Annotated in this window: 8 protein-coding genes; 5 read left to right on the top strand and 3 right to left on the bottom strand. The window is 64.3% G+C overall.

The genetic code is table 11. From position 1 onward, the window contains the following. The first annotated feature begins 142 nt into the window (after positions 1 to 142). The 4 genes from IH615_RS05485 to prfB all read left to right on the top strand — a co-directional run bounded on the left by IH615_RS05485 (position 143) and on the right by prfB (position 5790). A complete protein-coding gene (locus tag IH615_RS05485) occupies positions 143 to 1408 on the top strand; it encodes an N-acetylmuramoyl-L-alanine amidase (protein WP_291360466.1) in 1266 nt (421 codons plus the stop codon). A 178-nt stretch (positions 1409 to 1586) separates the two neighbouring features. Continuing rightward, positions 1587 to 4094, top strand: coding sequence for a penicillin-binding protein 1A (locus IH615_RS05480; protein ID WP_291360464.1), 2508 nt, complete (start codon positions 1587 to 1589; stop codon positions 4092 to 4094). A gap of 11 nt (positions 4095 to 4105) precedes the next feature. Beyond that, a complete protein-coding gene (locus tag IH615_RS05475; RefSeq protein ID WP_291360463.1) occupies positions 4106 to 4591 on the top strand; it encodes a peptide deformylase in 486 nt (161 codons plus the stop codon). A gap of 73 nt (positions 4592 to 4664) precedes the next feature. After that, a protein-coding gene (gene prfB / locus IH615_RS05470) for a peptide chain release factor 2 (RefSeq protein ID WP_291360462.1) occupies positions 4665 to 5790 on the top strand; the annotation gives its coding sequence in 2 pieces (ribosomal slippage) (positions 4665 to 4733 and positions 4735 to 5790; 1125 coding nt in all). Here prfB and IH615_RS05465 read toward each other — a convergent pair. Continuing rightward, the gene (locus tag IH615_RS05465) at positions 5787 to 6932 is read right to left on the bottom strand and encodes a M23 family metallopeptidase (protein WP_291360461.1); all 1146 of its coding nucleotides are present in this window, start codon (positions 6930 to 6932) and stop codon (positions 5787 to 5789) included. The two genes, prfB and IH615_RS05465, sit on opposite strands and share 4 nt — an antisense overlap. Before the next feature lie 64 nt (positions 6933 to 6996). After that, positions 6997 to 7485 (bottom strand): peroxiredoxin, encoded by a 489-nt coding sequence (locus tag IH615_RS05460; RefSeq protein ID WP_291360459.1) that lies wholly within the window; start codon positions 7483 to 7485, stop codon positions 6997 to 6999. A gap of 147 nt (positions 7486 to 7632) precedes the next feature. On the opposite strand from IH615_RS05460, the gene IH615_RS05455 reads away from it, so the two are divergent. After that, entirely contained in the window at positions 7633 to 11124 is a 3492-nt protein-coding gene (locus tag IH615_RS05455) for an AsmA-like C-terminal domain-containing protein (protein WP_291360458.1), read from the top strand. 134 nt (positions 11125 to 11258) lie between these two features. On the opposite strand, the gene tyrS is transcribed toward IH615_RS05455, so the two are convergent. Then, the gene (gene tyrS, locus IH615_RS05450) at positions 11259 to 12509 is read right to left on the bottom strand and encodes a tyrosine--tRNA ligase (RefSeq protein WP_291360456.1); all 1251 of its coding nucleotides are present in this window, start codon (positions 12507 to 12509) and stop codon (positions 11259 to 11261) included. Positions 12510 to 12626: the final 117 nt, after the last annotated feature.

The following is a 12626-nucleotide window of genomic DNA, read 5'->3' as shown; positions in this document are numbered from 1 at the left end:
AAGTCAGAACCGGCAGCGGCAAGCCAATTCACCGCAGGTTTATTGGCCCGGCCAGCAAATCATCGCATAAGAGCCGTTGCGCCGCAGAATCGCCAGAACCTGGTGACACACGGCACGTGCGAGATATCGGGGCCTTCTGCGCTTGTTGAAAACCACCCGTCTTTTTATCCTGTCGCTGCTGGTGGCGTTGCTTGGTGCAGCAGTACTGTCGGCGATGCCGCAGGCGCAGGACAGCACGCCCGTGGCGGCCCCTGCCGCCGCTGCGACGGTGGCCCTGCCCAATGTCATGGATGTCCGCGTCTCGGCGACGCCCGAGCGCGCGCGGCTGGTGATCGACCTCGCTGCCAAGACCGAGTTCGCCCTCGTTTCGCTGAGTGAACCGGACCGGTTGGCGATCGACGTGCGCGCCGCGACCTTTTCTGTACCCGAACCGTCAGGCAAGCCGGCCGGCGAGGGCATGGTCGCAGAATATCTGGTGGAGCAGGCCGCTCCAGACCGGGTTCGCACCACGCTGACCCTGTCGGCGCCGGCCCAGGTGCAGCAGGCCTATATGCTCGACCCGTTCGAGGGGCAGCCGGCCCGCCTGGTCGTCGACGTCATTCCCGCCACTGCGGAGGAATTCGCCGCCAATGTTGCCAAGGACCTGGCGGCGTCGGGCTCGGCGACACCGCCGCCGGCCACGCCTACACCCGCTGGCGGTTCGGAACTGCCCATCGCCACGCGGCCCCTGGTGGTCATCGACCCCGGCCACGGCGGCATCGATAGCGGTGCCGAAACGGCCGACGGGATCAAGGAAAAGGACATCGTCCTCGCTTTCGCCCTCCGGCTCCAGGAACTGCTGGTCGCGTCCGGCCGCTTCGACGTGGCGCTGACCCGCGAGGACGACACCTTCCTGCGGCTTGAGGAACGCGTAGCCCTGGCCCGGACCAACAAGGCGGACCTGTTCATCTCTGTGCATGCCGACAGCTTCCAGCAGTCCGAGATACGCGGCGCCAGCGTCTACACACGCGACGAGAATGCGACCGATGTACTCGACAAGGTGTTGGCCGATAACGAGAACAAGACCGATATCATCGCGGGCTTTGCCATGCCGCAGATGGCGCCTGAAGTCGTCGACATTCTGCTCGACCTGATGCGGCGCGAGATGCGCCACCAGTCCTTCATGGCCGCCCAGGCTATCGTGCACCAGCTGCAACCCAGCGTCGAACTCAGGCGCTTCCCCGTGCGGCAAGCAGATTTCTTCGTGCTGCAGGCGCCTGATGTGCCTTCGGTGCTGCTGGAACTGGGCTTTCTTTCCAATGCCTCCGACATGGCCAACCTGCTGCAGGGCGAGTGGCAGGACCGCACGGCGGACGCCCTGGCACGCGGGGTCTCGGCCTATTTCGACGGCCTCGCGCCCGAGGAGTGATGTGACAATTCCGTCACGCGGCCGGAACCTGTCCGCAGGTCGACCGCGGGATGGCGGGCTTGTGATCTACTTTCGGCAGGCCCTCTGCTATGATTCTGCACTGAATCCGGCGCAGTCAGGCAAGGCGCCGAGAGGCGTGAATAGACGGGCGGCGACCCGCTCGGGAGAGAATGACTAGATGCTGCGCTTGCTCGGCTGGATCTTTGGCTTTGGGATGTTTGCGGCGCTGGCCGGCATCGGCGTGGCCGCGGTCTACCTCACCACGGTTGCCGCTGCGCTGCCCGACTATACCGTACTCAAGGATTACCAGCCGCCGGTGACCACCCGGGTGCACGCTGCCGATGGCACGCTGCTGGCCGAGTTCGCCAGGGAACGCCGGCTGTTCCAGCCGATCGAAACCGTGCCGCCATTGCTGGTGCAGGCGTTTCTCTCGGCCGAAGACAAGGATTTCTACTCGCATGGCGGCATCGCCATCGATGGCGTCTTCCGCGCCGTGCGCGACAATCTGCTGGCGCGCATGGACGGCGACAGTTCCATCCAGGGCGGCGGCTCGTCTATCACCCAGCAGGTCGCCAAGAACTTCCTGCTCACCTCCGAACAGACCTGGGACCGCAAGCTGCAGGAGGCGCTGCTTGCGGTCAGGATCGAGTCGACCTTTTCCAAGGACCGCATCCTCGAGCTTTATCTCAACGAGATATTCCTCGGCCTCAACTCCTATGGGGTTGCGGCCGCGGCGCTGAACTACTTCGACAAGGCGCTGTACCAGCTCACGCTGAGCGAGGCGGCCTATATCGCGGCGCTGCCCAAGGGTCCCAACAACTACCACCCCTTCCGCCGCCCGCAGGCCGCCATCGAGCGTCGCAACTGGGTGATCGATCGCATGGTCGAGAATGGCTATGTGACGCTGGAAGAGGGCTCGATCGCCAAGGACGAGCCGCTCAACGTCATTCCCCGCGCCGGTGGCAGCCAACTCTATTCCGCCGAGTACTTCACCGAGGAAGTCCGCCGCGAACTGGCCAAGCTCTATGGCGAGGACCAGCTCTATGGCGGCGGTCTTTCCGTCCGCACCACCCTTGAGCCCAAGCTGCAGGAATATGCGCGTCGCGCGCTGATGAACGGCCTGATCGCCTATGACCACGGCAAGGGGTTCCGCGAGCCGGTGGCCAGCATCGAGATCGGCGAGGATTGGGGGCTCGATGTCGCAAAGATCGTGCCCTTGAGCGACGTACCGGAATGGCAGCTGGCTGTCGTGCTGGAGATGAGCGGCAACGAAGCACGCATCGGCCTGCGGCCGGATGGGCTCGCCGATGGCGCTGTTGCCGACGACCGCGTCGTGGGGACACTGTCGGGGCCGGAGATCAAGTGGGTTTCCAAGCCATTGCAGGAAATCCTTAAGGTAGGGGATGTGGTCTATGTCTCCCCTGTGGCGGGGAAGACTGGCATCTATACGCTCGAGCAGGTGCCCGAGATCGAAGGTGCCCTGGTGGCGATGGACCCGCGCACCGGGCGTGTGCTGGCCATGGTCGGTGGCTTCTCCTACGCCATGAGCGAGTTCAACCGCGCCACGCAGGCCCTGCGCCAGCCCGGCTCGTCGTTCAAGCCCATCGTCTATGCCGCCGCGCTCGACAATGGCTATACGCCAGCCTCGGTGGTGCTCGATGCGCCGGTCGAAATCCGCAATGGCGACGGCTCCATCTGGCGGCCGGAAAACTATGCGCAGGAGTTCTATGGCCCGCAGACGCTGCGGCGCGGCATCGAACGCAGCCGTAACGTAATGACGGTGCGCCTGGCCAGGGATATCGGCATGCCACTAGTGGCCGAATATGCCCGCCTGTTTGGTGTCTATGACACCATGCAGCCGGTACTGGCGATGGCGCTGGGCGCCGGCGAAACCACCGACATGCGGATGACTGCCGCCTATGCCACCATCGCCAATGGTGGCCGCAAGATCGTGCCGACGCTGATCGACCGGGTGCAGGATCGCTATGGCGTCACGGTCTACAAGCACGACCAGCGCCTGTGCCAGGGCTGCAAGGCCACTGAATGGACCGGGCAGGGCGAGCCACTCATCGTCGACAACCGGGAGCAGGTTCTCGACCCGATGACCGCCTATCAGATCACCTCGATGATGGAAGGCGTGGTGCAGCGCGGCACCGGCACGGCCGCAAAAGTGCTCAATCGCCCCGTCGCCGGCAAGACCGGCACCACCAACGACTACAAGGATGCCTGGTTCGTCGGCTTCACACCTGAACTCGCCGTTGGCGTCTATGTCGGCTACGACCAGCCGCGCTCGATGGGCAGCTCGGTCACCGGCGGCACTTTCGCCGTGCCCATCTTCACCGAATTCATGGCCAAGGCGCTCGAAGGCAAGCCGGCGACCCCGTTCAACGTGCCGCCGGGCATGAGCACGGCCTGGATCAACCCCAATTCCGGCGTTCAGGCCTTCGAGGGCGAGGCCGGCATCCGGGAAGCGTTCAAGCCCGGCACGGGGCCGAACCTGATGACCTCGGTGATCGGCGTCGACGTCAATGCCTTCGACGCCCTCCAGCGCCAGCAAATGATGCAGCAGCAGTACAACTCCGGCTTTGTGACCCCGCAGGCGCCGACCGAGAGCATCGGCAACCAGCTCGTCTACGACCCCAATACCGGCCAGTGGGTTAGCCCGGGGCGCGGCGGCCTCTTCTAGTGGCCGATTTCGTGACCTACCCACATGTGGCCCTGGTGCGGAAGGCAGCGCCACGGCCCGTCGATGGGGTGATGCTCGCGGCGGGCGAGCGCCTGCTGGAGGCAGCACGAAGTGTGCAGGCCTATGGGCTGGCGGCAGCCCATCTCGGCCTCGATCAGCCCTTGGTGGTGATCAGCGTGACCAGCGACCCGACCCAGCGCGACTATCGCGTGCTGTACAATCCGGAGGTTGTACTGGCTTCGGGCAACAGCAGTGTCGGCCCGGAAGGCTCGGTATCGCTGCCCGGCATCGAAGTGCCGGTCGAGCGCGCGACCTGGGTCGAAATCGCCTATGACAATGCCGATGGCATCAGGGAAACCGCGCGGTTCGAAGACTTCGTGGCGCGGGTGGCGCAGCACGAGATCGACCAGATGAACGGCGTGTTCTTCCTCGCCCGCATATCGCGGCTCAAGCGGGACACCGCCCTGCGTAAGTTCGAGAAGAGCCGGCGTGTCTGAAAGCGTGGCAGGCCGAGGTTGATCCCTGCCGCCGCCTCCGCTAAACGGGACGCCACTCTGAAGGAATTGACCAATGCGTACGGAAATCGAAAAGACCGTCGCCGAAATCGAGCAGGTTCTGACCCTGCTGAGGAGGCATCTTTGACTGGGATACTGCTGAACTGCGCCTCGACGCGCTGACCGCCGAGACCGAATCTCCCGATTTCTGGAACGACCCCGAAAAGGCCCGCGCCAAGATGCGCGAGCGCGACGAACTCGACGTGGCCGTCAAGGCCGTGCGCGAGCTCGAAACCGGCATTCGCGACAATGTCGAACTGATCGAGATGGGCGAAGCTGAAGGCGATGCCGAGATCGTCAAGGATGCGGAAAACGCGCTGATCGAACTCAAGGCCGTGGCCAAGCGGCGCCAGATCGAGACCCTGCTGTCGGGCGAAGTCGACGCCAATGACTGCTATGTGGAAATCCACTCCGGCGCGGGCGGCACCGAGAGCCAGGACTGGGCCAACATGCTGCTGCGGATGTACACCCGCTGGGCGGAACGGCGGAAGATGAAGGTCCAGGTGCTCGAAATGCATGACGGCGAAGAAGCCGGCATCAAATCGGCCACGATTCAGGTTTCCGGGCACAATGCCTATGGCTGGCTCAAGACCGAGAGCGGCGTGCACCGACTGGTCCGCATCAGCCCCTACGATTCGGCGGCGCGGCGGCATACCAGCTTTTCCAGCTGCTGGGTCTACCCTGTCGTCGACGACTCGATCGACATCGAAATCCGCGAAGCGGACCTCAAGGTCGACACCTATCGCGCCTCCGGTGCCGGCGGGCAGCACGTCAATACGACGGACTCCGCCATCCGCATCACCCATATTCCGTCAGGCATCATCGTGGCCTGCCAGCAGGAGCGCAGCCAGCACAAGAACCGCGCTACGGCCATGGCCATGCTCAAGTCGCGTCTCTACGAGGCCGAATTGCAGAAGCGCGAGGAGGCGGCCAACGCCCAGGCGGCCAGCAAGACCGATATCGGCTGGGGCCACCAGATCCGCAGCTACGTGCTGCAGCCCTACCAGATGGTCAAGGACCTGCGCACCGGCGTCGAAAGCGGCCAGCCCTCGGTGGTACTGGATGGCGACCTCGACGAGTTCATGGAAGCGGCCCTGGCCCAGCGCGTGGGCGTGGCAACGGATGTGACGGCCGAGGACTAACCGAGAAGCGCCAGCAGGCGCTTGCCGGCCTCGATGAACGCCTTGGGATTGATGGCACTATCGGCCTTGCGCACCTCGAAGTGGAGGTGCGGGCCGGTGGAGCGGCCGGTGGAGCCAACCTTTGCGATCGGCGTGCCGGTATTGACAGCCTGGCCTTCCTCACTGAGGAACCCCGACAGATGGGCATAGCGCGTGATCAGGCCATTGGCGTGGGTCACCTCGACCACGTTGCCATAGCCCGATTTGGTGCCGACAAAGCTGACGATTCCCTTGCCGGCGCTCAGCACCGTAGTGCCCTTGGGCGCCGCGAAATCGAGTCCGGAATGGAAGGCCCGCCCGCCGGTGAATGGGTCGCTGCGGTTGCCGAAACCCGAGCTCTGGCGGAAATTGCCCGATACCGGCATGTGGATGGGAGCGCCCTCGATGCTGTCCCGCGCCGCCTTGTAGCGGACCAGGGCCGCCATGACTGCGTTGGCGTCGTTGATCATGGGTGAAGCATCGCCGCCTTCCAGGGGCGCCAGCAGCGGTCCGCCCACGCCGTCCAGGCCTTCGGGCAGGTCAACCTCGATACCGAGGTCGCCCAGTTCGGCGACGATGCTGGCCGTGCGCTCCGACGCCGTTTCGGCAATGGAAGTCATGGCGAACTCGGTTTCGCCCATCATCTGCGCCACTGCGGCGGCGGTGGCGTCGATGTCGGGATTGCCCGAGGCGAGGGGGGCGAGAGCCACGTCTCCGGCTGCCGGTGTGGCCAGCGCGGCGGCCTCGATGCCCAGTTCACCGGCCTTGTCGACCAGCACACGCACCAGCTGGTGCTGTTCCAGCAGCACTTCCTGCTGCTGCGCCAGCTCCTGCAATTGCAGGTTGATGTCGCCCGCCTGCGCATAGCTGCGCGAGTGCAGGCGATCGACCTCGACGCGCAGCTGCGCGATGCGGTTTTCATAGGCCTCGATGACCTGCTCGTTCTGGCCGCTGAGCAGGCGGGCAATATCTGATGACAGGAGGAACGCGGTGACCAGCAGGGCATTGCCGGCCAGCAGCACCGCGAACATGCCGTAGAAGAGTGCCGGGGGAATGCCGTGGCGGGAAGCCCTGGCTTGCTGCGGTCCGCTGTCGGACCGTCCGAAACTGGCCTGGTTACGCACCCAACATACCCCGCAACGCCACAAATATGGTGAGCAGAGTATGACCGGTTGTGGTTAACAAAGGCTATTTGTGGGGCGCGCCAGCCACATGCGCCTCAAGCGCTTCCAGCATTTTCTGGGCATGACCGAGGATGCGCGTGGCGCGAATGATGCGCGCCACCCTGCCATCGGCATCGATGATGAAGGAGGTCCGGATCAGCCCCATGAATTCACGGCCATAGAGCTTCTTGAGTTTCCACAAACCGAACGCCTCGATGGCCTGGTGCTCCGGATCGGCAGCCAGCGGCGCGACAAGGCCGTATTTCTTGCGGAACTTGACGTGGCTCTCGACGCTATCAGGAGAAATCCCCACCATCCTGGCGCCCAGGGCGGCGAATGCGGAGGCCCGGTCCGAGAACTCCCGGTTCTCGTCAACGCAGCCGCCGGAATCGTCTTCCGGGTAGAAATAGAGCACCACAGGCTTGCCCCGCTGGGCCGATAGCTGGAACGTGCTGCCATCATCGAGAGGCAGGGTGAAATCGGGGGCGATATCGCCTTCGCTCAGTTCCGGCATGCATAACGCTCCGTTGAACAGTCCCAGTGCACCATAATGTGGGTGTCAGTGCCATATTCCAGCCGGTATCATTGGGCAAGAGACCGCCTTCTGCGGTTGATTCTTGAGGTGCCGGCAGATAGCGGCAGAGCCTCGTTCTGGAAGCAAGTGAGCGCGTCAACCCTACCCGCAGACACTCCGGTTTCGCCCTCGGCGCAGCGCAAGCGACCTCCCGCGCGCCACGCGGCAAAGCTGGCCGTCTGGGTGCTGGGTATTCCCTCGGTCCTGCTGCTGCTGCTCTACCTCGTGCTGCTGGTTACCCCCATCCGCCTGCCATTCGGCGGGCAGGCCGTCCGCTCCCTGATCCAATCGGCCCTGCCGCCGACCTCCCGCCTCGAACTGGGTGAAATGAACCTGGCGCTGGAGGGCGGCGTGTGGCCGGTCATCCAGTTCGCCCCGGTACTGCTGACCGATGGCAAGTCAGGCGCACGGGTGGCGATGGATGCGCTCGAAGTCGGCTTCTCGCCCGCGCGCGCCCTGTTCGGCCAGCCCGGCGCCACGGTGACGATCGTCCGGCCGCACATCCAGATGGTGCAGGACCTGTTCGGGCCGCGCATTACCAGCTTCGAGTTGCTCGACGATCCCGAGGGCGGTCCACCGGTTTTGCGGGTGCAGGAGGGACAGGACGCCTTTCCCACCGTCGCGATCTCCACCAGCGGCATTGGCATCGCCGGCACCGGTGAGCCCCCGGCGATGCGCTCGGACAATGACTGGCTGATCTATAACCTGGAGGCCAGCGAGCAGGGCATAGCCGACATCGTCGAACAGGCGGCGCAGGGGCGGTTTTCCAAGCTCGTCATCCGTGACGGCATCGTCGACATGAGCGACACGGTCTATGGCCTGTTCCGGCGCTTCGAGGCCATCAACCTCGAAATCGGCCCGACACCCGACCGCCGCAATACCAATGGCCGGTTCTCGGCGACGCTGGGCGGTCGCACCATGACCGGCAACCTGTCGCGTACCGTCGATGATGCAGGCAATTCCCGGCTCGAGGCGGACGTCACCAATATCGATTTCGCGGCGCTGCTGCCCTTCATCGACGATGCCACCAGCCTCGCCGCCATGCGGGGAGCGGGGGCGCTCTCGATCGACGTCAACTTTGAGCCGGCGGGCGGCAAGCTGGTCGATGGCCGGTTCAAGATCGACCTCACCGGGCTCGACCTGCGCATCGCCGACGCCTATTTCCCCATCGCCAGCTCGATCCTCGATATCACATGGAATCCGGCAGCGGGCCAGTTCACCCTGGGCGACGGTGCGCTGCAGATCGGGCAGAGTTCAGCCCGTGTCTCGGGCACCTTCGCCATGGGCCTCGACCCCAAATTCGGCCCCACCATCGGCATTGCCCTCAGCGCCCGCGACGTGGTCATCCACCCCAACGATATGGCAGCACCGGCCGAGCCGTTCGAAAGCATGGAATTCTCCGGTTGGTCCGCGCCCCTGTACGGCGCCCTGGGCATAGACCGCTTCCTGGCCCGCAAGGGCGACGCCACCGTGGAAACGACCGGCCGCATCGACATGCTGCAGGCCGGTCTCGGCATCGATATGACATTGGCCGGGCAGGGGGTCAGCGCCGACGACCTCAAGCGCCTATGGCCCTATGTCATGGGCGGCGACAGTCGGGACTGGTTCGTCGCCAACGTCACCGAGGGCACGGTGGTCCGCTCGCGCATGGAGTTCAAGTTCCCCGTCGGCAGCCTGGGGCTGGGCAACGAGGACAAGCCCATCCCCAAGGACAGCATGCAGATCGACATGATTGGCTCGGGCGTTGCCATCAAGCCGACGGCGCAGATGGACCCGATCGCCATCGATGGAGAGACCCGGCTGCAGGTGGACGACAGCAACGTCATCATCTCGGCCGGCGGCGGCAAGCTGGCGACCGGGGGTGGAGAAATCCAGGTCGCCAATCCGGCCCTGGTGATGGACAATTCCAACCCCGATGAGAGCATTATCGAGATATCGGGCGATATTTCCGCACCGATTCCGGCGCTGCTCGATCTTGCCAGGACCCAGCAGCCCGACGCCCTGACGGCCGTGCAGTTGCCGGTCGATCTTGAATCGATCACCGGCGCCGTCGATCTGGGACTGGTTGCCACCATCAACCTCGCCGACGAGGCGAGCGGCCGGCCGATGGACATCGACTATGTCGTCAATGGCACGGTCGCCGATTTCGCCAGCGCGCAGCCGATCCAGAATCGCAGCATCGGCAATGGCCAATTGGCCTTCAGCGCCAACCAGGACGGCTATCAGCTCGGCGGCACCGCCGATATCGACGGAATGCCCGCCGAAGTCGAAATCTCAGGCACGCCGACCACTGAACCGGCCTTCCGCCTGTCCTCGACCATCGACGTGGCGGACCTGGCCAGGATGGGCTTTGATGCCTCCGAATTCCTCTCCGGGCGCGTTCGCTTCGTGGCCAAGCCTCTTGCCGACGGTTCACTGCAGATGGCGGTGGACCTCAAGGAGGCGGCGCTCAACATCAAGGATATCGGCATCAGCAAGGCGGCCGGCACATCGGGCACACTCAGCGCCATCATCACGCCGTCGGGCGAGATCACCCAGCTCAACAATATCGACCTGTCCTTTGGCACGGTCCGCGCCATTGGCGACATCACCTATCACGCCACCAATGGCTTGCAGGCCGCCAGCTTCAGCCGTTTTGGTTTGAGCGAGGGCGATGATGCCCAGCTCGACCTGGCGCCGATGCAGGGCGGCTATGCCGTGCGCATCAGCGGCAGCCAGCTCGACCTCAAGCCCATGCTGCGCCAGTTCTTCGGGCTGGGCGAGGGCGCCGGTGGCGTGCAGGCGACACAGTTCGACCAGACCATCGCGCTCGACGTGAAGCTCGATCGGGCGATTGGCTATTACGCCACCACGGCCTTCAACCTGGACCTCGACCTGCTGCTGACCGGTGGCGACATGCGGCGCGCCAATCTGACGGCGCAGTTCAGCGACGGCAATGCCCTCTCTGTGACGACCAACCCCGCACCGAACGGGCGCACGCTGTCGGTCGCCTTCAACGACGCCGGCACCATCCTGCGCCTGCTTGGGGTCTATTCCCAGCTTGCTGGCGGCTCGGGCAGCCTCGTGCTGACGACCGACCGGGATATCGACTCGGAAGCCGGGCAACTGGTGATGCGCGATTTCGCCATTGTCGATGAGGCCAACGTGGCGCAGATCCTGGGCAATCATTCCGACTCCCGCGCCGCCATCGCGCAGCAGAACCGGCTCGACTTCGACGTTGCCCAGGTGGAGTTCCAGCGCCGTTCGGACCGCGTCGAGGTCACCAATGCCATGCTGACCGGCGACACCGTCGGCGGTACTGCGCGGGGCTTCATCTACACCGATCGTCGGCAATGGGATTTGACGGGGACCTATGTGCCGTTATTCGGGCTGAACAACGCCTTCCAGCAGATTCCGATCCTGGGGCCATTGCTCGGTGGCCGCGAGGGCGAGGGGCTGGTCGGCGTGACCTTTGCGGTGCAGGGGCCGCTGGACAATCCGCAATTCCGCATCAACCCGCTGTCGATGCTGGTGCCAGGGGCCTTCCGCGAGCTGTTCGAGTTCCGTGCCAAGGAGCAGCCGCCGGCCCCGGCGCAATAAGGCGATCCCAACGCCGCATCGCTCTCCCCCGGTGCCATCCCCGCGAAGGCAGGGATCCCCGTTTGCGATAGTCAAGCAAACCGAGATTCCCGCCTTCGCGGGAATGACCCGGTGGTGGATGGAGGATGTGAGCCTCAGACCGGCTTGATCAGAGCGTGGCGCTTCTTGCCGACCGAGAGTTTGATCACGCCCTCGCTGAGCAGGGCATTGTCGCCGATGCTGAGCTTGTCGTCATCGATGAGAGCGTCGTTGACGCGAACCGCACCCGACTGGATATGGCGGCGCGCCTCGCCGTTCGAGGCGGCCAGCCCGGCCGTGACCAGGGCCGCCAGGATGCCAAGACCATTGGCCAACTCGGCATGCGATACCGTTGCCGTCGGCAGCGACAGATCGATGCCGCCGGCTTCGAACGTATTGGCAGCGGTCGCCGCCGCCTGGATCGCAGCGTCCCTTCCATGCACGATGGCGGTGACTTCCGTGGCCAGCACCTTCTTGGCCTCGTTGATTTCATTTCCGCCAAGCGCGCCCAGCTTTTCGATCTCCGAAATCGGCAGGCGGGTGAAGATCTTGAGGAACTTGACGACGTCGGCGTCTTCCGTGTTGCGGAAATACTGCCAGAAATCATAGGGGCTGAAGAGGTCGCCATTGAGCCAGACAGCGCCGGAGGCCGACTTGCCCATTTTCTCGCCGGATGACTTGGTCAGCAGCGGCGTGGTCAGCGCGTAGAGCTGCGGCCCACCCATGCGGTGGCTGAGGTCGACACCATTGATGATGTTGCCCCACTGGTCAGAGCCGCCCATCTGCAGCACCGTGCCATAGCGCCGGTTGAGCTCCACGAAGTCATAGCCCTGCATGATCATGTAGTTGAATTCGAGGAAGCTCAGCGACTGCTCGCGGTCGAGCCGGAGCTTGACCGAGTCGAAGCTCAGCATGCGATTGACCGAGAAGTGCCGGCCGACATCGCGCAGGAATTCGACATAGTTCAGCTTGAGCAGCCAATCGGCATTGTTGACCATGATGGCCGGGTTGGAGCCGCCATAGTTGAGGATATTGCCGTAGACGCGCTGGATGGAGTCGATGTTGGTCTGGATCTGCTCAACCGTCAGCAGCTTGCGCTGGTCGTCGCGGAACGAGGGGTCGCCGACCATGGAAGTGCCGCCGCCCATCAGGCTGATCGCCTTGTGGCCAGTTTCCTGCAGCCAGTAGAGCATGGTGACGGTGATCAGATTGCCGATATGGATCGAGGTCGCCGTGGCGTCATAGCCGACATAGCCCGAGATCGGCCCTTTGAGGGCCAGGGCATCGAGCCCTTCGGGATCGGAAATCTGGTGGATGAAGCCGCGCTCGTCGAGGACGCGCAGGAAATCGGATTTGAACTTGGTCATCGGGTGCGATCCCTGAATGCCGCCCACCCACCGGGTCATTCCCGCGCAGGCGGGAATCTCCGTTTGACTGGGCTCGATAGAGAAACAGAGGTTCCCGCCTGCGCCGGAATGACTCCG

Source organism: Devosia sp., from assembly GCF_014860165.1.
GTDB lineage: Bacteria > Pseudomonadota > Alphaproteobacteria > Rhizobiales > Devosiaceae > Devosia.
This window is presented reverse-complemented; position numbering and strand designations above follow the sequence as displayed.

Bases quoted from the DNA above. Each gene is read 5' to 3' on its own strand.
- IH615_RS05460 (WP_291360459.1), bottom strand. From the start codon at position 7,485: ATGCCGGAACTGAGCGAAGGCGATATCGCCCCCGATTTCACCCTGCCT.
- IH615_RS05480 (WP_291360464.1), top strand. From the start codon at position 1,587: ATGCTGCGCTTGCTCGGCTGGATCTTTGGCTTTGGGATGTTTGCGGCG.
- tyrS (WP_291360456.1), bottom strand. From the start codon at position 12,509: ATGACCAAGTTCAAATCCGATTTCCTGCGCGTCCTCGACGAGCGCGGC.